Raw genomic sequence first — 23,196 nt, 5'->3', positions numbered from 1 at the left:
CCCGCTTTTTAACATAACGGCTTGGCGCCAAAACCGCCCCTTTGCGCCGCCCGGCTTTATAATCTGTCTTTTCCCTCCCACACAGCCTCCCTACCATGCCAGCACAACTGATCGACGGAATCGCCCTCTCCCAAAAACTGCGCAGCGAAATCGCCACGCGCGCCGCCGCCCTCACGGCCAAGGGCACCCAGCCCGGCCTGGCCGTGATCCTCGTCGGCGAAGACCCGGCCAGCCAGGTATATGTCCGCAACAAGGTCAAGGCGTGCGGCGACGTGGGTTTCCACTCGGTGCTGGAAAAATATGAAGCGGACCTGTCCGAAGCGGACTTGCTGGCACGCATCGCCAGCCTGAACGCGGATCCCGCCATCCACGGCATCCTCGTGCAGATGCCTTTGCCCAAGCACATCAACCCGCACAAGGTCATCGAAGCGATCGCCACGACGAAAGACGTGGACGGCTATTCCGTCCTGAGCGCCGGCGAACTGATGACGGGCTTGCCCGGCTTCCGCCCGTGCACGCCGTACGGCTGCATGAAACTGATCGAAAGCACGGGCGTGGACTTGCGCGGCAAGCACGCCGTCGTCATCGGCCGCAGCAACACGGTCGGCAAGCCGATGGCCCTGCTGCTCTTGCAAGCGAACGCTACCGTCACCATCTGCCATAGTGCGACCCCGGATCTGGGCCTGTACACGCGCCAGGCGGACGTGGTCGTGGCCGCCGTCGGCCGCCGCAACACCCTGACGGCCGACATGGTCAAGCCGGGCGCCATCGTCATCGACGTGGGCATGAACCGCGACGATGACGGCAAGCTGTGCGGCGACGTGGATTTTGCCGGAGTGAAAGAAATCGCGTCCCACATCACGCCCGTGCCCGGCGGCGTGGGCCCGATGACGATCACGATGTTATTAATGAATACCGTCGAGGCCGCAGAGCGCATTTAAGAGGAACACCTGAGAAAACGTCCATGGCTGCGTTGCAGTGCCTCGCCGTACTATTCGTACTGCCTTCGGCACCGCGCCTTGCCCTGAACGTTTTTCAGGCGCTCCATATATGAAGACAGAATGGACGAACCGACGATGAATACCAATCCCCTGCTTGATTTTTCCGGCCTGCCACGCTTCGACGCGATCACGCACGAGCATGTCACGCCCGCCATCGATACCCTCCTGGAACAGGCGCGCGCCACCGTGGCGCAGCTGGAAGCGCCCATGGAAGAAGTGAGCTGGGACAACTTCGTCGCGCCCCAGGACCAGATCGCCGAAACCCTGGGCCGCGCCTGGAGCATCGTCAACCATTTAAATAGCGTGATCGATACGCCGGAACTGCGCGCCGCCTACAATGCCAACCTGCCCAAGGTGACAGAGTTCTTGACCGAGCTGGGCCAGAACGAAATCCTCTTCGGCAAATACAAGCAATTGCAGGCCCGCGCCGATTTCGCCAGCCTGTCGCCGGCGCGCCAGCGCATCGTCGAGAATGCCGTGCGCGACTTCCGCCTGGGCGGCGCCGAGTTGCCCGAGGACAAGAAAGAGCGCTTCGGCGCCATCCAGGAAGAACATGCGGCCGTCGGTACGCGTTTTTCCGAAAACGTGCTCGACGCCACGAATGACTATAAGTTGCTGGTCGAGAACGAAAGCGACCTGGCCGGCTTGCCCGACGACGTGAAGGCGGCCGCGCGCGCCGCCGCCGAAAAAGCCGGCAAGCAAGGGTACGAATTCTCGCTGCACTTCCCGTCGTATTACCCGATCCTGCAGTTTGCCGACAAGCGCGCGCTGCGCGAAACCATCTACCGCGCCAACGCCACCAAGGCGTCGGACCAGGGCGAGGTCTTCAGCAAGAAAGAAGACTGGGACAATACCCGGAACATCGTTACCTTGTTGCGTCTGCGCAACGAAGAGGCACAATTGCTCGGCTACGCCAATTTCGCCGAAGTGTCGCTCGTCTCCAAGATGGCCACCTCGCCGGCGCAAGTCATCGCCTTCCTGGAAGACCTGGCCAAGCGCGCGCGTCCGTTCGCCGAGAAGGACTTATCAGAACTGAAACAATTCGCCAAGGAAGAGCTGGGCCTGGACGAGCTGCAGGCGTGGGACGTGCCGTACGCCTCCGAAAAGCTGCAGGAACGCCGCTACGCGTTCTCGGCCCAGGAAGTCAAACAGTATTTCCCTGAACACAAGGTGATCGACGGCTTGTTCCGCCAGATCCAGAACCTGTTCGCGGTCGAGATCAAGCCCGATACGGCGCCCGTCTGGCACCCGGACGTGCGTTTTTACCGCATCGAGCGCGACGGCCAGCTGGTCGGCCAGTTCTACCTGGACCTGTATGCGCGCGCCGGCAAGAGCGGCGGCGCCTGGATGGACGATGCGCGCGGCCGCCGCGCCGACGCACAGCACGTGCAAACGCCGATCGCCTATCTGACCTGCAATTTCACGCAGCCAGCCGTGGTCGATGGCCAGGCCCAGCCGGCGCTGTTCACCCACGATGAAGTGATCACCCTGTTCCACGAGTTCGGCCATGGCTTGCACCATATGCTGACCGTCGTCGACGAGCTGGGCGTGTCGGGCATTGCCGGCGTCGAATGGGATGCCGTGGAACTGCCGTCGCAATTCATGGAAAATTTCTGCTGGGAATGGGAAGTGCTCGAACACATGACGGCGCATGCCGTCACGGGCGAGCCGCTGCCCCGCGCCCTGTACGACAAGATGCTGGCCGCCAAGAATTTCCAGTCCGGCCTGCAAACCCTGCGCCAGGTGGAGTTCTCCTTGCTCGACATGCATCTGCACTATGACTACGATGCCGGCACGGGCCAGACCGTGCAGCAGCTGATCGACGGCGTGCGCGCCAAGTTCGCGCTGATCATCCCGCCCCCGTTCAACCGCTTCCAGAATTCCTTCGGGCATATCTTCTCCGGCGGCTACGCGGCTGGCTACTACAGCTACAAATGGGCCGAGGTGCTGTCCGCCGACGCCTATGCGGCGTTTGAAGAAGCCAGGGCGCTGGGGCCGGCCGCCACGACGGCGGCAGGCAAGCGTTACCTGCAGGAAATTCTGTCCGTCGGCGGCTCGCGCCCCGCGCTGGAATCGTTCACGGCCTTCCGCGGCCGCGAGCCGTCGATCGACGCCCTGCTGCGCCACAGCGGCATGGCAGCCTGAGGGATGTCATGACGCGTGTCAATTTTCATACGAATGTGCCCGACAAGCTGGCGTATGCCTGCCGCCTGGTGCGCAAGGCCTACATGGCCGGCAACAAGGTCGTCGTGCTGGCGCAAGACGGCGCCCAGCTCGACGCCTTGAACTGCGCCATGTGGACCATTTCCGCCACGGATTTCCTGCCGCACGTGCTGGCCGGCGACCCGCTGGCGGCGCAAACGCCCATCATCCTGACCGATGACGCGGCCGCCGAGCTGCCGCACCACGATATCCTCGTCAACCTGTCGCAGTTGCCGCCCGCCAATTACGCCGATTTCCAGCGCGTGTTCGAAATCGTTTCCATGGATGAACAGGATGCGCAGGCGGGCCGCCAGCGCTTCCTGCACTACCGGCAGCAAGACGTGCAGCCCACGCACTTCGTCGCGGGTAAAGCATGAACCAGCCGCCATTCGACCAGGGCATCCCCCTGCTGACGGAAGTGCTGCTGGGGCCGGAGGTGGCGCCCGTCGCACCTGCTGCGCCTGCTTTCGAAGAAGCGCCGGCATTGCCGCCAAGCGTCGTGCAGCCCGACTGGGACGCCATCGAACAGCGGCTCACGCAGCGCATCCTGCATCAAGTACAGGGCAAGATCGACCATCTGCTGGAAGAGCGCATCGCCCACGTCCTGCAGACGGCCCTGCAAAACGCCCTGATCGGCATGCGCGGCGCCCTGCGCGAAGACTTGCAGCAATCGCTGGAACAGATCGTGGCGCATGCGGTCAGCCATGAATTAGGTCACCTGCACCCTCCCGCATAGCCCTGAGCAGTCGGGTTACGCGCTGCGCGCTAACCCGACCTACCCGATCTACCCTATTCCTTCTCCCAATGCCATTCTTTGGTGCGCTCGCGCCTGCGAAATCGGTGCATCGCGCCTCACTTTGGTGATTGTTGCGACAAAATGTAAAAAGGCCGAAATGCGGCTTTGCGCCGCCTGTTTTTTGTTGTACCTTTCTTCACACGCACCGCCTGTCGAAGCGGTTTTTCACGAGACGCCGCCGTATCTTTATCCATTGGAGAATGTTTATGCTGCTCAAGACCAAAGTCCTTCCTCTCGCCCTCGCCCTCGCCTTTGCCGGCCACGCGGGCGCACAGGAAATCATCAAGATCGGCCACGTCGCCCCGGTCTCTGGCGCCAGCTCCCACCTGGGCAAGGATAATGAGAATGCGGCCAAGATGGCGATCGAGGATTTGAACGCCAAAGGCTTCAAGATCGACGGCAAAGCCGTCAAATTCGTGCTGGTGCCCGAAGATGACGCGGCCGATCCCAAGCAGGGCACGGCCGTGGCGCAAAAGCTCGTCGACGCCAAGGTCAACGGCGTCGTCGGCCACCTGAACTCGGGCACGACGATTCCCGCCTCGCGCATTTACTTCAATGCCGGCATTCCGCAGATTTCGCCGGCCGCCACCAACCCGACCTATACCCAGCAAAAATTCAACACAGCCTTCCGCGTGGTGGCCAATGACAACAAGCTGGGGGGAACGTTGGGCGCGTATGCCGTCGGCAAGCTGCAAGCGAAGAAAATCGCCGTCATCGACGACCGCACGGCCTACGGCCAGGGCGTGGCGGAACAGTTCGTCAAGGGCGCCAAGAAGGCGGCACCTGGCGTGCAAATCGTCGGCAAGGAATTTACCAATGCCAACGCGACGGACTTCAATGCCATTTTGACCAGCATCAAGTCGAAAAATCCCGACCTGATCTTCTTTGGCGGCATGGATTCCGTGGGCGGCCCCATGCTGCGCCAGATGAAGGCGCTGGGCATCAAGGCCAAGTTCATGGGCGGCGACGGCCTGTGCACGGAACCGCTGGGCAAGCTGGCGGGCGACGCCGTGGGCGAAGACATGGTCACCTGCGCGGAAGCGGGCGGCGTGACGGGCGCGCAGCAAAAAGGCATGGACGATTTCCGCGCCCGCTACAAGCAGAAATACAATATGGAAGTGCAGCTGTACGCGCCGTACGTTTACGATGCCGTGATGACCATGGCCACCGCCATGCAGGATGCCAAATCGTCGAAACCGTCCGTCTACCTGCCATTCCTGGCCAAGGTGCACTACCAGGGCGTGACGGGGCCGATCTCGTTCGACGCCAACGGCGACATCAAGGATGGCGCGCTGACCCTGTTCACGTATCGGGATGGCAAGAAAACCAAGATGGAAGTCGTCAAGTAAGCGGCTGCCCGGCCACGTAAGCCAGTAAACCTTCGGCCAGCGCGTCGAAGGTGGCGCGGCAGCGCAGGCTGCCGCGCAAGTCTTCATGCATGGTGACCCAGGTTTCCATCGGCAGCGAAAACGCCTGCGGCAACACGCGCCGCAGGGCCGGATCGCGCGCCGCCACCCTCGCCTGGCACACGCCGATGCCGGCGCCCGCGCGGATCAATGCCAGTTGCGCCAGGTCGCTGTCGCTGCGCCAGGCAAAGTTGTCCCGCGAAAAACCCTGGAAGGCCGCACCCGCGTTGCGCACGAACGGGCTTGCCTCGTCGTAGCCGATGACGGCGTGTTGCGCCAGATCAAGCAATCCCGCCGGCGTGCCATGGCTCGCCAGGTAATCCGCGTGCGCATGCAGGCCCAGCTCGATCTCGCCCACCTTGCGCGCCACCAGTTGCTCCTGGCGCGGACGCAGCATGCGCACGGCGATATCCGCTTCCCGGCGCAGCAAATCCTGCACCTTGTTGCTCAATACCAATTCAATGACCAGGCCCGGATGGCGCGCGCGCAGGCGGGCCAATATCGGCGGCAGCACTTCCACGCCCACCACTTCGCTGGCCGCGATGCGCACGACGCCAGCCACGCCCTGCCCCTGGCTGCTGGCCGCCCGCTGCATCAGGGCCGCCGTGTGTTCCATGGTTTCCGCATGGGGCCGCAACGCCAGGGCCACTTCCGTGGGCAGCAAACCCTGCTGGGAGCGCGTAAACAGGGTCGCGCCCAGCGCCTGCTCAAGCGCGGCGATATGCCGGCCGGCGGTGGGCTGCGTGATGCCCAGCGCACGGGCCGCGCCGGACAGGGAGCCGTGCTTCAGCACGGCCAGCAGCGAACGGTAGTATTCCCAGGGAATGGCGGTAGTCATACATAAATGTATAGTCTGTACTCGATGCTCGTCAATTCCCAATTAACCCTGCGCGGCAGATACTGGCACCATCAACCACACGGAGGTCAGGATGGAGAACACGAAAAACACGGCATTGGTACTGGGCGCCACGGGCGGTATCGGCGGCGAGATGGTGCGCCAGCTATTGGCGGCGGGCTGGCAGGTGCGCGCCCTGACGCGGGGAGAAACGCCATCGCCACGGCGAGATAACATCGAATGGCTGCGCGGCGATGCGCTGTCGCGCACGGACGTGCTGGCCGCCGCGCAAGGCTGCGCCGTCATCGTGCACGCCGTCAACCCGCCCGGCTACCGCCACTGGGGCCGGCTGGTGCTCCCCATGCTCGACAACACGATTGCCGCGGCCATCGCCGAAGGCGCCACCATCGTGCTGCCCGGCACCGTCTACAACTTTGGCCCCGACGCCTTTCCCGCGCCGGACGACTTACTGGCTGAAGACGCGCCGCAACATCCGCTCACGCGCAAGGGCGCCATCCGCGTGGAACTGGAAGCACGGCTGGAACGGGCCAGCACGCAGGGCGCGCGCGTGCTGATCGTGCGCGCCGGCGACTTCTTCGGCCCCCGCGCCGGCAATAACTGGTTTTCGCAGGGTCTCGTGAAACCGGGCCAGAGCGTGCGCAGCGTGCTGTATCCGGGCGCGCCCGGCGTGGGCCACCAATGGTCCTACCTGCCCGACGTGGCGCGCACGATGCTGCAATTGCTGGATGTCCGCGCCACCTTGCCCCCATTTGCGCGCTTTCACATGGCCGGCCACTGGGACCGCGACGGCCGGCAAATGACGGGCGCGATCGCCCGCGTGGTGGAACAGGCGACAGGAACCGCGCCCGCCATCCGGCGCTTCCCGTGGTGGCTGGTGACGCTGGCATCGCCGTTCGTGGCGACCCTGCGCGAAATGCGCGAGATGCGCTACCTGTGGCAAACGCCTCTATCCATGGACAATGCGCGGCTGCAGGCCGTGCTGGGCCAGGAGCCGCATACGCCGCTCGACGAAGCGGTGCGGGCGACACTGGAGGGCATGGGCAATCTGCATAAGGCAGCGGGCAAAAAAAACGCGCCGGGATTGCCGGCGCGCTGATTGCAGATACTGCGGCACAGATTATTTCTGTGCCAGCACCCATTTGACCAGGGTGCGGGCTTCCGCCTCGCTCACTTGCGGGTTGGCTGGCATCGGGATCGCGCCCCAGGTGCCGGAACCGCCCTTCATGACTTTCGCCACGAGCTTGGCTTCCGCGTCTTTCTGACCGGCGTACTTGGCCGCCACGTCCTTATACGCGGGACCCACCAGTTTCGTGCTCACCGCGTGGCATGCCATGCAGTTTTTGGCTTTCGCCAGATCCGGATTGGCCAACGCTGCTTGCGATGCCAGAGCCGATACGGCCAATACACTCACCAACATAAAACGTTTCATTGTCTTTTCTCCAAAGTTACTTCCTGCGGCATTTTACTGTGTTTCCGCAGATGCACCACGAGCCCAGATCAAGCGTTTCAATGTAGTAACGCAATGTCGTCAGAAGGCAGTCCTATTCTGCCCCATCTGCGCGCCCATGACCATGTTGTTTGTAAGGCGATGTAACGACGAACGGCCCCGCATCGTCAAACGGGGCCGGCCGTCGTACCGGCGCAACAGATCAGCGTTTCTGCTTCTTCAATTGCGACAAGTCGCGCACGGCGCCCCGGTCGGCCGACGTCGTCAGCGCCGCATACGCCTGCAGCGCCTGCGACACGTAGCGCTCGCGGTTGACGGGCAGCCAGGCCGCGTCGCCCTTCGCTTCCATGGCGGCGCGGCGCGCGGCCAGCTCAGCATCCGTGATGCGCAGGTTGATGGTGCGCTCGGGGATGTCGATGTCGATGAAGTCGCCCTCTTCCACCAGGCCGATGGCGCCGCCTTCGGCCGCTTCCGGCGAGGCGTGGCCGATCACCAGGCCCGAGGAACCGCCCGAGAAGCGCCCGTCCGTGAACAGCGCGCACGCCTTGCCCAGGCCCTTGGACTTGATGTACGAGGTCGGGTACAGCATTTCCTGCATGCCAGGACCGCCTTTCGGGCCTTCGTAGCGAATGATGACGACGTCGCCTTCGTGCACGGTATCGGCCAAAATCGCTTCAACAGCGGAATCCTGGCTTTCGAACACGCGCGCCTTGCCCGAGAATTTCAAAATGCTTTCATCGACGCCTGCCGTCTTGACGATGCAGCCCTTTTCCGCCAGGTTGCCGTACAAGACGGCCAGGCCGCCATCCTGCGAGTAGGCGTGGGCCTTGTCGCGGATGCAGCCCGTGCTGCGGTCCGTGTCGACGGCAGCGAAGCGCTCGGACTGCGAAAACGCCGTCTGCGTCGGCACGCCGCCCGGGGCGGCGCGGAACAGTTCATGCACGGCGGGGTTATCCGTGCACATGATGTCGTTTTGCGCGATGGCGTCGGCCAGGGTCGGCGCGTGGATCGTCGGCAGGGTCGTGTTGAGCAAGCCGGCGCGCGCCAGTTCGCCCAGGATGCCCACGATGCCGCCCGCGCGGTGCACGTCTTCGATATGGTATTTGTCCGTCATCGGCGCCACCTTGCACAGGCAAGGCACCTTGCGCGAGATGCGGTCGATGTCGGCCATCGTGAATTCCACCTCCGCCTCGTGCGCGGCGGCCAGCAGGTGCAGCACGGTATTCGTCGAGCCGCCCATGGAAACGTCGAGCGCCATGGCGTTTTCAAACGCCGCCTTGGTGGCGATCGAGCGTGGCAGCACCGAGTAATCGTCCTGCTCGTAGTGGCGCTTGGCCAGTTCCACGATCAAACGGCCCGCGCGCAGGAACAGCTGCTGGCGGTCCGAGTGCGTGGCCAGAATCGTGCCGTTGCCGGGCAGGGCCAGGCCCAGCGCTTCCGTCAGGCAGTTCATCGAGTTGGCCGTGAACATGCCGGAGCACGAGCCGCAGGTGGGGCAGGCGGAACGTTCGATTTCCGCCACGTCGGCGTCGGAGACGGTGCTGTCGCCGGCCTTGATCATGGCGTCGACCAGGTCCAGCTTGATGATCTTTTGCGTGCCGTTGACCACCTTGACGACCTTGCCCGCTTCCATCGGCCCGCCGGAAATAAACACGACGGGGATATTGATGCGCATGGCGGCCATCAGCATGCCCGGCGTGATCTTGTCGCAGTTCGAGATGCACACCATGGCGTCGGCGCAGTGGGCGTTGACCATGTATTCGACGGAGTCGGCGATCAGGTCGCGCGAGGGCAGCGAATACAGCATGCCGCCGTGGCCCATGGCGATGCCGTCATCGACGGCGATGGTGTTGAATTCCTTGGCCACGCCGCCGGCCGCCTCGATTTCGCGCGCCACCATCTGTCCCAGGTCCTTCAGATGCACGTGACCGGGCACGAACTGGGTAAATGAGTTGACGACGGCGATGATCGGCTTGTCGAAGTCGCCATCCTTCATGCCGGTGGCGCGCCACAGGGCGCGGGCGCCAGCCATGTTGCGGCCGTGGGTGGTGGTGCGGGAGCGGTATTGCGGCATGATGGGGTCCTTCCAAGGATGATTGATGCCTGACTGCGCGGATTTCCAGCAAAACCCTGCATGCAGTGGGGGTACGCCAGATTGCCTTGCGCGCGCGCCACTGTCAAATATATGATGCACGTGCCTGTGAGTCGTTTTACATATCACAGCATTCAATCCGCATGGAAACGCATATGAACCTCGAACTGCGCCAGCTGCGCTACTTTGTCACCGTCGCCGAAGAATTGCACTTCGGCCGCGCCGCCGCGCGCCTGCACATGACGCAGCCGCCCCTGTCGCAAACCATCATGGCGCTGGAAGAATTGCTGGGCGCGCCCCTGTTCGTGCGCACGCGCCGCGAAGTGCAGCTGACGCCGGCCGGCAGCGCCCTGCTGCCCGAGGCGCGCCGGATGCTGGCGCAGGCGCTCGATTTGCCCGCGCTGGTGCGGCGGGCCGCGCAGGGCGAGGCGGGGCGTCTGAGCCTGGCGTTTGTCTCCTCGGCCGACTACAGCGTGCTGCCGCCCTTGCTGCGCGCCTACCAGACGGCCTATCCGCAGGTGCAGATCCAGCTGCAGGAAGCCACCTCGGATCTGCAGCTGGAGGAACTGCTGGCCGGACGCACGGATGCGGGCCTGCTGATCCCGCCCCTGCCCGAGAAGGCGAAAGAGGCGCTCGATTACCTGCCCGTGCTGGCCGAGCCGCTGGTGCTGGCCGCGCCGTCCGGCCTCGCCATATTGAATACGCCGGGGCCCGTGCGCCTGCGCGACGTGCCGCCCCTGCCCCTGATCATTTTCCCGCGCGCGATCTCGCCCGCCCTGCACGACGCCATCCTCGGCGTGTTCCGCGCGGCCGGCGTGACGCCCATGATCGGCCAGGAAGCGATCCAGATGCAAACCATCGTCAGCCTCGTCTCGGCTGGCATGGGCATCGCGCTTGTGCCACAATCGGTATCGAATCTGATGCGCCCGGGCGTAGAATACAGGCCGCTGCAGGATGCTACGCCGCTGGTGGAAACGGGCCTGGCCTGGCGCCGCGACAATCCGTCCGCCGTGCTGCAAGGCTTTTTGGCGCTGCTGCGCAAGCAGATCGGCGCAGCCGCCGATTAAATTAAGTGGCCGCTAAGGCAAAAAACCGCAAGCGCCCCCATACTACGCAACCTTGGCTTTAAACAAAGAAAGAAATCCATGCTGATACACCCGATGCCCGACCCGATAGCAATCCAGATCGGCCCGCTCGCCGTGCACTGGTACGGCCTGATGTATGTGCTGGCCTTCGCCCTGTTCATTATCCTGGGCCGCGTGCGCATCAGGCAGCCGCATATCGCCGTGCTGGGCTGGAAGAAGGAAGACCTCGACGACATGCTGTTCTACGGCATGCTGGGCGTGGTGATCGGCGGGCGCCTGGGCGAAGTGCTGTTCTACCGTCCCGAATACTTCATGCAGAACCCGCTGGAGATCTTCATGGTCTGGCATGGCGGCATGTCCTTCCATGGCGGCTTCCTCGGCGTCATCCTGGCCATGTACCTGTGGAGCCGCAAGGCGGGCCGCAACCTGTTCGACGTGCTCGACTTCATCGCCCCGCTGGTGCCGCTCGGCTACGCGGCCGGCCGCCTGGGCAACTTCATCAATGCCGAACTGCCTGGCCGCATCGCCCCGGAAACCCTGCCGTGGGCCATGCAGTGGCCGGGCATTCCGTATCCCGTGCACCCGTCGCCGATCTACCAGATGCTGGTCGACGGCATTTTAGTGTTCATCATCCTGTGGCTATATGCGCGCAAGCAACGCCCGCGCATGGCCGTGGGTGCCATGTTCACCCTCTTGTACGGCTGCGCGCGCTTCTTCACGGAATACTTCCGCACGCCGGACTGGGAAGTCGTGTGGCTGGGCGTGCCGATCACCTCGGGCCAGATGCTGTCCCTGCCGATGATCGTCGGCGCCATCGCGCTGCTCGTGTGGGCATATAAAAGCCAGGTGATGGGCACGCCGCCCACCAAGGCCCGCCCGGCCTGAGGAGCAGTCAAGCCTGTAGCTTGCTTGTAATCACTTTCCATTGCGCCGGCGTCACAGGCGTGATGGACAGGCGGCTGCCCTTCTTGAGCAGCAGCATGTCTTCCAGTTCCGGCATCTGGCGCATCTCGGACAGGGGCAGCAGCGCCGTCTTTTTCAGGCCCCGCACGTCGACGCTGATCCAGCGCGGCTGTTCAGGCGTGGCTTTCGGGTCGAAATACTTTCCACCTTCTTCAAACTGGCTGTGATCGGGATAGGCGCCGCTGGCCACTTCGGCCACGCCCGCCACGCCCGGCTGCGGGCAACTCGAATGATAGAACAGCACGCCATCGCCAGGGCGCATGCCGTCGCGCATGAAGTTGCGCGCCTGGTAGTTGCGCACGCCAAACCAGGGCAAGGTGTGCGCGGGCGCCGCCATCAGGTCATCGATGCTCACTTCATCGGGTTCGGATTTCATCAGCCAGTATTGTTTCATGCAGACTCCGTATCAAAGCGACAGGCGTAAAAAAACGGTTGCGCATGATGCGGCAACCGTTTTCAGTTGTACTACAAGGTACTGCGAATTGGGCCCCGCCTGTGCCGCTATGCCGGCATCCCGAACCAAACGGTTCAAGGTGGTCACGTTAGTTCAATTTCGGGTTCGTCGAACGAGCGACGCTCACTCCCATCAAACAAAATTCGCAACCGATGCGCATAAATGGTTCAAGGAATATATGGCAATCGCGAACACCGCAGGGTAGACCCAAGTTTACTCCTTTGATCGCGCATCGCAAAGACAAATCGTAGCGTGTCCGCTTAAAAAAGGTTTTCCTGGGGCGTCAGTGCGCTGTCCAGAACCGTGTGCATGGCCGAGATCTTTTGCTTCACTTCCAGTATCGTCAATTCCGACAGCGGACCTTGCGGCGATTTTACGGAGAGGAATTCCGCAGCCACGCCCAGGGCGGCCAGCACGGCGATGCGGTCGTTGCCCTTGACCTTGCCCGCGTCGCGGATGGCTTTCATTTTGCTATCGAGATAGATCGCCGCTTCGCGCAGCGCGCGCTCTTCGCCGTCGCGGCACACCATGCTGTAGGACTGGCCCATGATATTGACATCGACACGCGGCATTACGCTTCCTTCTCGTTCTCGGCAATATAAGCGCCCGCTTCCGAAGCAGCTTGCTCCAGGCCAGCTTGCACCAGTTCGGGAATTTTTTCCAGCAACGCTTCCACGCGCTCCTGCGCCTCGCGCATGCGTTGCACATACAGGGCATTCTCGGCGGCCAGCGCGGCATTGTCCTTGCGCAATTGCGCGTTTTCACGGCGCAGCGCATGGGTCATTTCGGCCAGCAGGCCTATTTTGTCGGATAATTCGTTGAATTCGGAAATCATCCCGCCACTATAGGGCGGACGCTCCATGGGCGTCAATCGAATCACGCCGCTGTCACACATATTTACATCAATGCAGGGCAGTTGGCGGACAATACACACTTTTTCCGGCGCTTTTCGCCATCTGCACGCATCCGCCGGCGCCGCGATGGCAGCGTTTTACTCGTCGACGTAATCGGGTTCGATATCGAGACCGCCATAGCGGTTTTCGCAAGAGCGGCGCACCAGCGTCTGTTGTCCGCCCTTGCCGTCAAGCACCATCGTCAAGTCGCGGCAAGTACGGTGGTAGCTGCCAGGTTTGGCGTCCGTCCCCGAGGGCGTCAGGCGCACTGCCAGCGGCGCCGCATTGCCCAAGCCTTTGTTGCTCCACTGGCGCGTCTTGCCATCCTCTTCATCTTTCAAGGTACGCACGGCGGCCGTCAGCAAGGATTTCTGTTCCTTCGCATTCAGCCTGGCGATGGTGACGTCGGACAGGAAAGGCGGATACGCGACGGGCGCCGGGTCCTTGCCCTGCACATCCCAGCGTCCGCTGTTCTGCGAACAGGTGCGGCGGCTCAGGTCTTGCGACTTGTCGCCCGCCGTGACGACGAATTTCAGGTCGCGGCAGACGTGCGCCTTCAGGCTGTGTTCCGTCATGCCGGAGTTGCTGAAGTTATACGTGACTTTCACCAGCGCGCCACGGTCGCCGCCGTTGTCCCACACGTGCGCTTCCTGGTCGTCGTCATCCTTGTTGAGGTCATTGAACAGCTCGTTGAGCAGCATGTCCTTTTCCAGCGGCGTCAGGGTGGCCACGGTGATCTCGTCGAGAATGGTGGGCGTTTGCGCGGCGGCATTGCCCAGGCAGGCGAGGCCGACGAGGGCGGCACCGAGCAGGCGCAGGGCGGGACGGGAATAAGTCAATGGCATGGCGTGCTTTCTGGCGCGAAGAGGGATATTGATATGCAATTGCAATCATCTTATCAAATTCCATAGCAAAACTCTGTTTCCTGTGCGTAAAGGAACGCCCCTCCCCTGGCGGCCATGCTAGAGTCGCGCCTGTTGCTGACGCCCGGGAACAAGGCTTGCGTTTGCGCAAACCCTGCGTAAATGCAGGCTGCACAGAACGTCTATGCATATCTTCCCGGAGAATAAGCCCTTGAATAAGCCCCCTACCGTCCCTATAATTAGCACTCGTTAGTAGAGAGTGCTAACAAACTCTTTCGTAGCAATCCTCAGGACTGATGGTGCTTGCCAGACCACTGCAGGGAACGCTACGCGGCGGGCGACGCCGCGATGCACCACTGCCGGAGACAGGCAAGGACAGGATGACATGGGGTTTGCTTGACCGTTGCGGGCTGCTTTCAACGGCGGTCACTGAAAGCACGCCTGGCGCTGTGCCAGGCATGTATTCATTTAGCAACACTTATCCATTGAACTTTAAGGAGTTTTGTATGAATCTGCGCCCATTGAACGATCGCGTCATCGTCAAACGCCTCGACCAGGAAACCAAGACTGCGTCCGGCCTCATCATTCCTGATGCAGCTGCTGAAAAACCGGATCAAGGCGAAGTCCTTGCCGTAGGCAATGGCAAGATTCTCGACGACGGCAAAGTCCGTCCTCTGGATGTCAAAGTGGGCGACCGCGTCCTGTTCGGCAAGTACGCCGGCCAAACCGTCAAAGTTGACGGCGATGAGCTGCTGGTCATGCGCGAAGAAGACATCATGGCGATCGTCGTCAAGTAATTGTTTCCACGTTGTAGACAGATACATCCCGAAACTCAGGAGAATTGAACATGGCAGCTAAAGAAGTAGTATTCGGCGACGCAGCGCGCGCCAAGATGGTCGAAGGCGTCAACATCCTCGCCAACGCAGTCAAAGTAACGCTGGGCCCGAAAGGCCGCAACGTGGTCCTGGAGCGCTCGTTCGGCGCCCCTACCGTCACCAAGGATGGTGTTTCGGTAGCGAAAGAAGTTGAACTCAAAGACAAGCTCATGAACATGGGCGCGCAAATGGTCAAGGAAGTTGCTTCCCGCACCAGCGACAACGCCGGCGACGGCACCACCACCGCCACCGTGCTGGCACAAGCCATCGTGCGCGAAGGCATGAAGTTCGTTGCCGCCGGCATGAACCCGATGGACCTGAAGCGCGGTATCGACAAAGCTGTTGCAGCGACCGTCGAAGAACTGGCGAAAATCGCCCGTCCTTGCACCACGACCAAGGAAATCGCCCAGGTTGGCGCGATCTCGGCCAACTCGGACTACTCGATCGGCGAGCGTATCGCTGAAGCGATGGAAAAAGTCGGCAAAGAAGGCGTCATCACCGTAGAAGACGGCAAGTCGCTGAACGACGAGCTGGACATCGTTGAAGGCATGCAGTTCGACCGCGGCTACCTGTCGCCATACTTCATCAACAACCCAGAGAAACAAGTTGCCGTCCTGGACAGCCCATTCGTCCTGCTGTGCGACAAGAAAATCTCGAACATCCGTGACCTGCTGCCGGTACTGGAACAAGTCGCCAAAGCTGGCCGTCCACTGCTGATCATCGCGGAAGACATCGAAGGCGAAGCGCTGGCTACCCTGGTTGTGAACAACATCCGCGGCATCCTGAAAACCTGCGCAGTGAAAGCACCTGGCTTCGGCGACCGCCGCAAAGCCATGCTGGAAGACATCGCTGTCCTGACCGGCGGCCAGGTCATCGCTGAAGAAGTCGGCCTGACCCTGGAAAAAGTGACCCTGGCCGAACTGGGCCAGGCGAAACGCATCGAAGTGGGCAAGGAAAACACCATCGTCATCGATGGCGCCGGCGAAGCTGCCTCGATCGAAGCACGCGTGAAACAAGTGCGCGTACAGATCGAAGAAGCGACCTCGGACTACGACCGTGAAAAACTGCAAGAGCGCGTGGCCAAACTGGCTGGCGGCGTTGCCGTGATCAAGGTTGGCGCAGCCACCGAAGTCGAAATGAAAGAGAAAAAAGCCCGCGTTGAAGATGCACTGCACGCCACCCGCGCTGCCGTGGAAGAAGGCATCGTGCCAGGCGGCGGCGTAGCCCTGCTGCGCGCACGCGCCAACATCACGGTCAAGGGCGACAATCCTGATCAAGACGCTGGTATCAAGATCGTCCTGCGCGCAATGGAAGAGCCACTGCGCATGATCGTGCAAAACGCCGGCGAAGAAGCTTCGGTCGTCGTGGCAGCCGTACTGGCTGGCTCGGGCAACTACGGCTACAACGCTGCCAACGGCACGTATGGCGACATGGTGGAAATGGGCGTCCTGGACCCAGCTAAAGTGACCCGTTCGGCGCTGCAAAACGCCGCTTCGATCGCTTCGCTGATGCTGACGACCGACTGCATGGTCTGCGAAATCGCTGACGACAAGGCAGCCGGCGGCATGGGCGGCGGCATGGGTGGTATGGGCGGCATGGGCGGCATGGACGGCATGATGTAATGTCCGGCGGCCGGTCGCGCAGGCGACGGCGCGACTGGCCGCATACGCCGGGACTGGACTGGCAGACCAAAAGCTGCCAGCGCCTGCCCGGCAGCCCCGAGAGCCATCTTCTACGGAAGGTGGCTTTTTTTCGTCTTGCTTTTTAGAAATTTCAACGATTGCCCGCCTGCACGTTTTGCTTTAGCATGGCCGCCATCGTCCCTCTTTCTCACGCCACCATCATGCAGCCACGCGCCTCTTCTTCCAAAACCACCATCATCGCCGGCATCCTGGCCGGCTTGCTGGCCGCCGGGCTCGGCGCTTTCTACCTGCACCAGCAGGCCGCACCGCACGGCACCAATACCCCGGCCGCCAGCAGCCCGGCGCCGGAGCAGAGCGCGCGCGCCGTCGATGCGCTGATGGCATTGCCGGAGATCAAGGCCTGGTCGGCGCATATCGAAAAGGCGTCCGGCGGCCGCGCCCACGGCGCCGTGATGGAAACGTCGCCCGATGCGCGCCTCATCGATGGCAAGCCCTACTATGACCTGAACTTCGTGGAAAACACGCCGGATGCGGCGCACCGCTGGGAGAGTTTCGTCGTTTCCCAGGATGGCAAGCGCATCCTCGTCGACGACGTCGTCAGCGGTGAGCTGATCAGCCTGGAGCAATGGCGCAAGGACAATGCGCCCATGCAGCGCATCGCCACCCAATAACTACCTACGCGGGGCCCCCTGCGGCGCCGCGCCGCGCACGCGCGCCACCCACCACACCGTCCACAGCGACAAGCCCGCCGCCAGCCAGCCATTGATGCCATAGCCGCTGATGTGGCCGGCCGCATCCGTCTGCAGGGTCAGGCCGCCCAGCCAGGCGCCCAGGCCGCTGCCAAAACTTTGCAGGGCTGAATTGGCGCTGAGAAACGCGCCCCGCTTGTGCGGTTCCGGTATCGTCGTCAGCAGCGCCTGCAGCGGTACCATGCGGCCCGAGACGAGGGCCATAAAGAAGGGAAACGCCAGCATCAGCGCCAGCAGCGGCAGCTGGGGCAAGTGCGTCATGAACAGCAGCGGCGCGATCGACAGCAAGGACACCCAGCGGTACACCTGCTGCTTGCCGGCCCGGTCCGCCCAGCGGCCGATCAGGCGCGCCGTGAAGATCGTGGCGCAGCCGCCCGCCAGGTAGACCCAGGTGACGTCGGCCGGCGCCAGCCCCATATTGCCCACCAGCACGGGCGAAATGAAGGGAATGACCAGCATGCCGGCCGTCATATTGACAATGGACAAGGAAAACGCTTGCAGGTGGCGCCGTTCCCGGAACAGCGCCAGCAGGTTCGGCAGCACCTGGCGCAGCGGCGTGGCAGCGGCGCCCATGTGCGCCGTCAGCGATGGCAGCACGCGCGCCGCGCCCAGCCAGACCAGCAGCGACAGCGCGACCAGCAGGAAAAACGGCGAAGCCCAGCCAAAGTGCGCGGCCAGCACCACGCCGATGGGCACGCCGCCCACGGCCGCCATGGCAAACGAGGTCATGACGACGCCCGTGGCCGCGCCGCGCCGCTCGGCGGGAATCACGTCGCCGATGATGGCCATGACGATGGCGCCCAGCACGCCGCCCGTCAGCCCCGCAAAGGCGCGCGACCACAGCAGCACATGGAAGTTCGGCGCCAGCGCGCAAGCGAGGTTCGACACGGTGAACAGGCAAAACATGGTCAACAGCAGCTTCTTGCGGTCGAAGCGGTCGATATACGTGGCTGCCAGCAAGCCGGATAGTCCCGCGCACCAGGCGTAGGCCGAGACGGCGCCCGAGACGGCAGCCGGGCCGATGTGGAAGGCCTGCATCAGCTGGGGCGCCAGCGGCATCATCACCATGAAATCCATGATGACGGTAAATTGCGTCAGCGCAAGTAGCCACAGCATCGCGCGCTCGCGCGCCGGCGTCAGAGCCGCGCCAGCGGACATATCAGGGGAAGGGCTCGGTACAGGTTTCATGCGGCAGATCTTAAGGATGGCGGCGCTGGACGGCAAGGTTTACTTTCTGGCATCAAAGCCCGATACTCGCCCACATGCCCGCCATCACCATCCGCCCCCTCGCGCCAGACGACGCGCCCGCCTACCGCGCGCTGCGCCTGGCCGGCATCGCCGAACTGCCCGCCGCCTTCTGCACCACGTACGCGGCGGAAAGCGGCTTGCCGCTGGCACAGATAGCCCAGCGCTTACGCGCCTCTTCCCACCAAATAATATTTGGCGCCTTCCACGAGGAACAATTGATCGCCATGGCCGGCCTGCGCCGCGAACCGATCGCCGTCGTGCATGACAAGGCCAGCCTGTGGGGCGTGTACGTGGCGCCGCAGGCACGCGGGCATGGCGCGGGACGGCAGTTGGTGCAGGCCGCCATCGCCCATGCCTGCGCCATTCCCGAACTGGGCCGCGTGCGCCTGGCCGTGGCGCAGGACAACCACGCGGCATTGAGCCTGTACCTGGGCTGCGGATTTACCCTGGCGGACAGCCCCGCAGCGGATGGCATGCTGCAAATGCAGCTGTTGCTGCCCCGCCCCGCTCGTGCCAGTGCAAGTGCAAGTGCAAGTGCAAGTGCCGAAAGTAATGTCTTTATGAAAATCAATACCTTACAAATCCCTGCGAAATAGCGGACAGGCCGTTTTTTCTGTTGCAAGCAAACGCGGCAGGCCTTAGCATCGCGGCTTACAAAAAAAACTTGGGGGAGAGCCAATGTCATCGGCCGAGACACAAACCGCCACGGGCAAAATGCCGCGGCAAATACCGTACATCATCGCCAACGAGGGCTGCGAACGCTTCAGCTTTTATGGCATGCGCAACATCCTGACGCCATTCCTCATCAGCACCCTGCTGCTGATGATCCCGATCGACCAGCGCACGGGCGAAGCCAAGCACGTGTTCCATACCTTCGTCATCGGCGTGTATTTCTTCCCGCTGCTGGGCGGCTGGCTGGCCGACCGCTTCTTCGGCAAGTACAACACCATCTTCTGGCTCAGCCTTGTGTATTGCGCGGGCCATGCCTGCCTGGCCCTGTTTGAAAACAGCGTCAACGGCTTCTATTTCGGCCTGTTCCTGATCGCCTTCGGTTCCGGCGGCATCAAGCCCCTGGTCGCCTCGTTCGTCGGCGACCAGTTCGACCAGACCAACAAGCACAAGGCCAAGCTGGTCTTCGACCTGTTCTACTGGATCATCAACTTCGGCTCCTTCTTCGCCTCGCTGCTGATGCCGATGTTCCTGCGCGACTTCGGCCCGTCGATCGCCTTCGGCATCCCCGGCCTGATGATGCTGGCCGCCACCATCGTCTTCTGGATGGGCGCGAAAAAATACGTGCACGTGCCGCCGGCGCCGCCGAATCCCGATTCGTTCACCCGCGTGGCCCGCACGGCCCTGCTGGCCCGCGTCGACGGCGGTTCGCGTCCCGGCCTGTACGTGGCCTACGTCGGCGTGATCGGCGCCCTGTACGCGTTCTACAGCATTCCCGAATGGGGCTTCGTGATTTCCGCGTGTACGGCGCTGGTCCTGCTGCTGGCCTTCGGCAGCATCGGCACGGCCATGCAGCTGGAACGCGCACGCGGCATCCACCCTGACGAAGCCGTCGAAGGCGTACGCGCCGTGCTGCGCATCCTCGTCATCTTCGCCCTCGTCACGCCGTTCTTCTCGCTGTTCGACCAGAAGGCCTCGACGTGGATCGTGCAGGCGAACACCATGGAAAAACCGAGCTGGTTCCTGCCGGCGCAGATGCAGGCGCTGAACCCGATGCTGGTGATGCTGCTGATCCCGTTCAACAACCTGGTGCTGTACCCGATGCTCAACCGCTTCGGCCTGGAAGCGACGGCGCTGCGCCGCATGACGGCCGGCATCGGCTTTTCTTCGCTGGCGTGGATCGTCATCGGCTTGCTGCAGCTGGCCCTCGACAGCGGCAATGCCGTCTCCATCATGTGGCAGATCCTGCCGTACGCCCTGCTGACGTTCGGCGAAGTGCTGGTCTCGGCCACGGGCCTGGAGTTTGCCTACAGCCAGGCGCCCGTCTCGATGAAGGGCGCCATCATGAGCTTCTGGAATCTGTCGACCACGGTGGGCAACCTGTGGGTGCTGATCGTCAACCGCAGCGTCATGAACGAAGGCGTGATCGGCAAGATCGCCGAGAGCGGCATCAGCGTGACGGCCTTCCAGATGTTCTTCTTCGCCGCCTTTGCCGCGGTGGCCATGCTGGCCTTCGGTCTGTATGCGAAGCGCTACAAGATGGTCGACAATTACCGCCAGGCGGTCATCCCGGCGAAAGCGTGATGACGGTTTGATGTAACGCAATGCAGAAGGGCGCCCTAGGGCGCCCTTTTTTTACGTCGTCACGCTCGGCGCGTCGCGCCCCGTGCACGCGCGTATCTGCGCCACTTTTTCCGCCACGGCGATCAGCCCCGCCAGCGCCTGCTGGGTCGGGATACTGTGCTGCGCGGGATCGGCCTCGTAGCGCTCCAGGTACAGGCGCAGGGTGGCGCCCTCGGTGCCCGTGCCGGACAGGCGCAGCACGATGCGCGCGCCGTCCGTCATGATGATGCGGATGCCCTGCTGCGTCGCCACGGAACCGTCGACGGGGTCCGTGTAGCTGAAATCATCGGCCAGCGCCACCGTGTAGCCATCGAACGCCTGGCCCGGCAAGGCGGCCAGCCGGCCGCGCACGGCTTCCATCAGCTGCTGCGCGCCGGCGCTGTCGATGTCTTCGTAGTCGTGGCGCGAGTAGTAGTTGCGGCCATACGTGGCCCAGTGCGCGCGCACGATCTCTTCCACCGATTGTTTTTTCTCCGCCAGCAGGTTGAGCCAGAACAAGACGGCCCATACGCCATCCTTTTCGCGCACGTGGTTCGAGCCCGTGCCGTAGCTTTCCTCGCCGCACAGGGTGGCCATGCCGGCGTCGAGCAGGGTGCCGAAGAACTTCCAGCCCGTCGGCGTCTCGTGGCAGGGGATGCCCAGCGCGCCAGCGACCCGGTCGGCCGCGCCCGACGTCGGCATGGAGCGGGCGATGCCCTTCAAGCCGGCGCGGTAGCCGGGCGCCACGGCGGCGTTGGCGGCCAGGATGGCCAGGCTGTCCGAGGGCGTGACGTCGAAGCGCCGGCCGACGATCATGTTGCGGTCGCCGTCGCCATCCGAGGCGGCGCCAAAATCGGGGGCCTCATTGTCACCATCTCCGGCTGCCATGATGGCGATCAATTCCCGCGCATTGACGGGATTCGGGTCCGGATGGCCGCCGCCGAAGTCTTCCAGGGGCACGCCGTTGATGACGCTGCCCTTGGTCGCGCCCAGCATGCCTTCCAGGATGGCCGTCGCATACGGGCCGGAAACGGCGTGCATGCCGTCGAAGCAGATGCGCAGGCCGCCCGCGAACAGGGCGCGGATGGCGTCGAAGTCGAACAGCTGCTGCATCAGTTCAGCGTAATCGAAAACCGGATCGATCACCTCGACCGTCATCTGCTCGATGCGCACGGTGCCCAAGGCGTCGAGGTCGATGTCGGCCGCGTCGCTGATGCGGTATTCGCGGATCGTTTGCGTGCGCGCAAACATGGCTTCCGTGACCTTCTCGGGCGCCGGCCCGCCATTCGCGATGTTGTACTTGATGCCGAAATCGCCATCGGGGCCGCCCGGGTTATGGCTGGCCGACAGGATGATGCCGCCGCTGGCGCCATGCTTGCGGATCACGCAACTGACGGCCGGCGTCGACAAAATGCCGCCCTGCCCCAGCAGCACGCGCGCGTAGCCGTGCGCGGCCGCCATGCGCAGCACCGTCTGGATGGCCGCGCGGTTGTAGTAACGCCCGTCGCCGCCCAGCACCAGGGTCTGGCCGCGGCAGTCGCCCAGCGTGTCGAACACGCTTTGCACGAAGTTTTCCAGGTATTGCGGAGCGCTGAAGACCGCCACCTTCTTGCGCAATCCCGAAGTGCCTGGCCGCTGGCCGGCCATCGGCGCCGTATTGATAACTTGAATAGCCATGTTGTCTCCCTATTAACTTCCCATGCTAACCGATGCGGGCCGCGGGGCAAAGCGTTGTACGCCTGCCACGGTGCGGCAAGCCGCTTAACGCCGCATCCCGGCATACCGTATAATGAGAATCATTCTCATATGCGGCATTCCTGGCTGCGGACTCAGACATCGGACGCCGTGGTTGCACGCTATTACCAAGAACTGTTGAACTTTTGCTGGCGCAACTTGCGCAACCGCGAGGCCGCTGCCGACCTGGTGCAGGAAAGCTATGCGCGCGTGCTGGACGAAACGGCCGTGCGCGAACCGCGCGCGCTGCTGTACCACACGGCGCGCAACCTGCTGATCGACCAGCGCCGCCGCGCCGCCCTGCGCCAGCACGAGGCACTCGACGCCCTGCCGGAGGCCGCGCATCCGGCCGCACCGCGCCATTTGCAGCCGGAACAGGCGCTGGAAAGCAGCCAGGACTGGCAAGCCTGCGTGGCCGCCATCGACGCCCTGCCGCCCCGCTGCCGCGACGCCTTCGTGCTGCACGTCTTCGAAGAATTGCCGCACGCGCAAATCGCCGCGCGCATGGGCATTTCCGTGAGCATGGTGGAAAAACATATCGCGCGCGGCATGCTCAGTTGCCGGGCGCAGTTGCATTCTTTGCGGGAAGCCACATAATGGCGCCCATGACCGCCCACC

General features: G+C 63.1%; 23 protein-coding genes and 1 other RNA gene. 14 read left to right on the top strand and 10 right to left on the bottom strand.

Annotated features, from left to right (window positions below; genetic code table 11):
• The first annotated feature begins 95 nt into the window (after positions 1–95).
• The 5 genes from folD (at position 96) to AC07X6_RS24010 (ending at position 5,348) form a co-directional block, all read left to right on the top strand.
• The gene (gene folD / locus AC07X6_RS24030) at positions 96–941 is read left to right on the top strand and encodes a bifunctional methylenetetrahydrofolate dehydrogenase/methenyltetrahydrofolate cyclohydrolase FolD (RefSeq protein ID WP_070221908.1); all 846 of its coding nucleotides are present in this window, start codon (positions 96–98) and stop codon (positions 939–941) included.
• 120 nt (positions 942–1,061) lie between these two features.
• The gene (locus AC07X6_RS24025; protein WP_494792617.1) at positions 1,062–3,146 is read left to right on the top strand and encodes a M3 family metallopeptidase; all 2,085 of its coding nucleotides are present in this window, start codon (positions 1,062–1,064) and stop codon (positions 3,144–3,146) included.
• An 8-nt stretch (positions 3,147–3,154) separates the two neighbouring features.
• The gene (locus tag AC07X6_RS24020) at positions 3,155–3,580 is read left to right on the top strand and encodes a DNA polymerase III subunit chi (RefSeq protein WP_494792616.1); all 426 of its coding nucleotides are present in this window, start codon (positions 3,155–3,157) and stop codon (positions 3,578–3,580) included.
• The gene (locus AC07X6_RS24015; protein WP_230539787.1) at positions 3,577–3,939 is read left to right on the top strand and encodes a DUF2486 family protein; all 363 of its coding nucleotides are present in this window, start codon (positions 3,577–3,579) and stop codon (positions 3,937–3,939) included. The genes AC07X6_RS24020 and AC07X6_RS24015 overlap by 4 nt, the downstream gene beginning before the upstream one ends.
• Before the next feature lie 266 nt (positions 3,940–4,205).
• Positions 4,206–5,348 carry a branched-chain amino acid ABC transporter substrate-binding protein gene (locus tag AC07X6_RS24010; protein ID WP_046686027.1) on the top strand — a complete coding sequence of 381 codons (1,143 nt, stop codon included), beginning with the start codon at positions 4,206–4,208 and terminating at the stop codon, positions 5,346–5,348.
• Here the strand turns inward: AC07X6_RS24010 and AC07X6_RS24005 are convergent.
• Complete coding sequence (locus AC07X6_RS24005; protein WP_494792615.1) at positions 5,341–6,243, bottom strand: LysR family transcriptional regulator; 903 nt, start codon at positions 6,241–6,243, stop codon at positions 5,341–5,343. The genes AC07X6_RS24010 and AC07X6_RS24005 overlap by 8 nt on opposite strands.
• 91 nt (positions 6,244–6,334) lie before the next feature.
• Here AC07X6_RS24005 and AC07X6_RS24000 point away from each other — a divergent pair, with 91 nt between their 5' ends.
• The gene (locus tag AC07X6_RS24000; protein WP_494792614.1) at positions 6,335–7,357 is read left to right on the top strand and encodes an NAD-dependent epimerase/dehydratase family protein; all 1,023 of its coding nucleotides are present in this window, start codon (positions 6,335–6,337) and stop codon (positions 7,355–7,357) included.
• 21 nt (positions 7,358–7,378) lie between these two features.
• On the opposite strand, the gene AC07X6_RS23995 is transcribed toward AC07X6_RS24000, so the two are convergent.
• Positions 7,379–7,690 carry a c-type cytochrome gene (locus tag AC07X6_RS23995; protein ID WP_076567973.1) on the bottom strand — a complete coding sequence of 104 codons (312 nt, stop codon included), beginning with the start codon at positions 7,688–7,690 and terminating at the stop codon, positions 7,379–7,381.
• 220 nt (positions 7,691–7,910) lie between these two features.
• A complete protein-coding gene (gene ilvD, locus AC07X6_RS23990; RefSeq protein ID WP_230539790.1) occupies positions 7,911–9,782 on the bottom strand; it encodes a dihydroxy-acid dehydratase in 1,872 nt (623 codons plus the stop codon).
• A 173-nt stretch (positions 9,783–9,955) separates the two neighbouring features.
• Between ilvD and AC07X6_RS23985 the strand changes: the two genes are divergently transcribed.
• Positions 9,956–10,867 carry a LysR family transcriptional regulator gene (locus AC07X6_RS23985; RefSeq protein WP_494792613.1) on the top strand — a complete coding sequence of 304 codons (912 nt, stop codon included), beginning with the start codon at positions 9,956–9,958 and terminating at the stop codon, positions 10,865–10,867.
• Between the two features lie 78 nt (positions 10,868–10,945).
• Positions 10,946–11,770, top strand: a complete 825-nt coding sequence (gene lgt / locus AC07X6_RS23980; protein WP_494792612.1) for a prolipoprotein diacylglyceryl transferase — start codon at positions 10,946–10,948, stop codon at positions 11,768–11,770.
• A gap of 7 nt (positions 11,771–11,777) precedes the next feature.
• Here lgt and AC07X6_RS23975 read toward each other — a convergent pair whose 3' ends face one another.
• From AC07X6_RS23975 to AC07X6_RS23955, 5 genes are all read right to left on the bottom strand, one after another.
• On the bottom strand, positions 11,778–12,242 hold the full coding sequence (locus AC07X6_RS23975) for an EVE domain-containing protein (RefSeq protein ID WP_494792611.1): 465 nt from the start codon (positions 12,240–12,242) through the stop codon (positions 11,778–11,780).
• Positions 12,243–12,330: 88 nt separating this feature from the next.
• Positions 12,331–12,508, bottom strand: a non-coding RNA gene (ssrS, locus tag AC07X6_RS23970) — 6S RNA.
• Between the two features lie 54 nt (positions 12,509–12,562).
• Positions 12,563–12,874 (bottom strand): cell division protein ZapA, encoded by a 312-nt coding sequence (locus AC07X6_RS23965; protein ID WP_034747344.1) that lies wholly within the window; start codon positions 12,872–12,874, stop codon positions 12,563–12,565.
• Entirely contained in the window at positions 12,874–13,164 is a 291-nt protein-coding gene (locus AC07X6_RS23960) for a DUF904 domain-containing protein (protein ID WP_306594795.1), read from the bottom strand. The genes AC07X6_RS23965 and AC07X6_RS23960 overlap by 1 nt, the downstream gene beginning before the upstream one ends.
• A 129-nt stretch (positions 13,165–13,293) precedes the next feature.
• A complete protein-coding gene (locus AC07X6_RS23955) occupies positions 13,294–14,040 on the bottom strand; it encodes a hypothetical protein (protein WP_494792610.1) in 747 nt (248 codons plus the stop codon).
• 524 nt (positions 14,041–14,564) lie between these two features.
• On the opposite strand from AC07X6_RS23955, the gene groES reads away from it, so the two are divergent.
• The 3 genes from groES (at position 14,565) to AC07X6_RS23940 (ending at position 17,247) form a co-directional block, all read left to right on the top strand.
• Complete coding sequence (gene groES, locus AC07X6_RS23950; RefSeq protein WP_010400979.1) at positions 14,565–14,855, top strand: co-chaperone GroES; 291 nt, start codon at positions 14,565–14,567, stop codon at positions 14,853–14,855.
• Positions 14,856–14,905: 50 nt separating this feature from the next.
• Entirely contained in the window at positions 14,906–16,555 is a 1,650-nt protein-coding gene (gene groL, locus AC07X6_RS23945) for a chaperonin GroEL (protein WP_070281377.1), read from the top strand.
• 185 nt (positions 16,556–16,740) lie between these two features.
• Positions 16,741–17,247: a hypothetical protein gene (locus AC07X6_RS23940; RefSeq protein WP_230539795.1), complete on the top strand. Its 507-nt coding sequence runs from the start codon at positions 16,741–16,743 to the stop codon at positions 17,245–17,247.
• Here the strand turns inward: AC07X6_RS23940 and AC07X6_RS23935 are convergent, their stop codons facing one another.
• On the bottom strand, positions 17,248–18,513 hold the full coding sequence (locus tag AC07X6_RS23935) for an MFS transporter (RefSeq protein WP_494792609.1): 1,266 nt from the start codon (positions 18,511–18,513) through the stop codon (positions 17,248–17,250).
• Between the two features lie 74 nt (positions 18,514–18,587).
• On the opposite strand from AC07X6_RS23935, the gene AC07X6_RS23930 reads away from it, so the two are divergent.
• On the top strand, positions 18,588–19,169 hold the full coding sequence (locus AC07X6_RS23930) for a GNAT family N-acetyltransferase (protein ID WP_494792608.1): 582 nt from the start codon (positions 18,588–18,590) through the stop codon (positions 19,167–19,169).
• Positions 19,170–19,251: 82 nt separating this feature from the next.
• Entirely contained in the window at positions 19,252–20,826 is a 1,575-nt protein-coding gene (locus AC07X6_RS23925) for a POT-type proton-dependent oligopeptide transporter (protein WP_305058582.1), read from the top strand.
• A 51-nt stretch (positions 20,827–20,877) separates the two neighbouring features.
• Here AC07X6_RS23925 and AC07X6_RS23920 read toward each other — a convergent pair whose 3' ends face one another.
• Positions 20,878–22,521 carry an alpha-D-glucose phosphate-specific phosphoglucomutase gene (locus AC07X6_RS23920; protein ID WP_494792607.1) on the bottom strand — a complete coding sequence of 548 codons (1,644 nt, stop codon included), beginning with the start codon at positions 22,519–22,521 and terminating at the stop codon, positions 20,878–20,880.
• A 168-nt stretch (positions 22,522–22,689) separates the two neighbouring features.
• Here AC07X6_RS23920 and AC07X6_RS23915 point away from each other — a divergent pair, with 168 nt between their 5' ends.
• A complete protein-coding gene (locus AC07X6_RS23915; protein ID WP_494792606.1) occupies positions 22,690–23,175 on the top strand; it encodes a sigma-70 family RNA polymerase sigma factor in 486 nt (161 codons plus the stop codon).
• Positions 23,176–23,196 lie beyond the last annotated feature (21 nt).

This window comes from Janthinobacterium sp. GW460-12-1-14-LB5 (genome assembly GCF_059423585.1).
This window is presented reverse-complemented; position numbering and strand designations above follow the sequence as displayed.

Coding starts and splice junctions, on each gene's coding strand:
- AC07X6_RS24005 (WP_494792615.1), bottom strand. CDS start 6,243: ATGACTACCGCCATTCCCTGGGAATACTACCGTTCGCTGCTGGCCGTG.
- lgt (WP_494792612.1), top strand. CDS start 10,946: ATGCTGATACACCCGATGCCCGACCCGATAGCAATCCAGATCGGCCCG.
- AC07X6_RS23960 (WP_306594795.1), bottom strand. CDS start 13,164: ATGGAGCGTCCGCCCTATAGTGGCGGGATGATTTCCGAATTCAACGAA.
- ilvD (WP_230539790.1), bottom strand. CDS start 9,782: ATGCCGCAATACCGCTCCCGCACCACCACCCACGGCCGCAACATGGCT.
- AC07X6_RS24010 (WP_046686027.1), top strand. CDS start 4,206: ATGCTGCTCAAGACCAAAGTCCTTCCTCTCGCCCTCGCCCTCGCCTTT.
- AC07X6_RS23985 (WP_494792613.1), top strand. CDS start 9,956: ATGAACCTCGAACTGCGCCAGCTGCGCTACTTTGTCACCGTCGCCGAA.
- groES (WP_010400979.1), top strand. CDS start 14,565: ATGAATCTGCGCCCATTGAACGATCGCGTCATCGTCAAACGCCTCGAC.
- AC07X6_RS23925 (WP_305058582.1), top strand. CDS start 19,252: ATGTCATCGGCCGAGACACAAACCGCCACGGGCAAAATGCCGCGGCAA.
- AC07X6_RS23995 (WP_076567973.1), bottom strand. CDS start 7,690: ATGAAACGTTTTATGTTGGTGAGTGTATTGGCCGTATCGGCTCTGGCA.
- AC07X6_RS23940 (WP_230539795.1), top strand. CDS start 16,741: ATGGCCGCCATCGTCCCTCTTTCTCACGCCACCATCATGCAGCCACGC.
- AC07X6_RS23920 (WP_494792607.1), bottom strand. CDS start 22,521: ATGGCTATTCAAGTTATCAATACGGCGCCGATGGCCGGCCAGCGGCCA.
- groL (WP_070281377.1), top strand. CDS start 14,906: ATGGCAGCTAAAGAAGTAGTATTCGGCGACGCAGCGCGCGCCAAGATG.
- AC07X6_RS24000 (WP_494792614.1), top strand. CDS start 6,335: ATGGAGAACACGAAAAACACGGCATTGGTACTGGGCGCCACGGGCGGT.
- AC07X6_RS24025 (WP_494792617.1), top strand. CDS start 1,062: ATGGACGAACCGACGATGAATACCAATCCCCTGCTTGATTTTTCCGGC.
- AC07X6_RS24015 (WP_230539787.1), top strand. CDS start 3,577: ATGAACCAGCCGCCATTCGACCAGGGCATCCCCCTGCTGACGGAAGTG.
- AC07X6_RS23930 (WP_494792608.1), top strand. CDS start 18,588: ATGCCCGCCATCACCATCCGCCCCCTCGCGCCAGACGACGCGCCCGCC.
- folD (WP_070221908.1), top strand. CDS start 96: ATGCCAGCACAACTGATCGACGGAATCGCCCTCTCCCAAAAACTGCGC.
- AC07X6_RS24020 (WP_494792616.1), top strand. CDS start 3,155: ATGACGCGTGTCAATTTTCATACGAATGTGCCCGACAAGCTGGCGTAT.
- AC07X6_RS23975 (WP_494792611.1), bottom strand. CDS start 12,242: ATGAAACAATACTGGCTGATGAAATCCGAACCCGATGAAGTGAGCATC.
- AC07X6_RS23935 (WP_494792609.1), bottom strand. CDS start 18,513: ATGAAACCTGTACCGAGCCCTTCCCCTGATATGTCCGCTGGCGCGGCT.
- AC07X6_RS23955 (WP_494792610.1), bottom strand. CDS start 14,040: ATGCCATTGACTTATTCCCGTCCCGCCCTGCGCCTGCTCGGTGCCGCC.
- AC07X6_RS23965 (WP_034747344.1), bottom strand. CDS start 12,874: ATGCCGCGTGTCGATGTCAATATCATGGGCCAGTCCTACAGCATGGTG.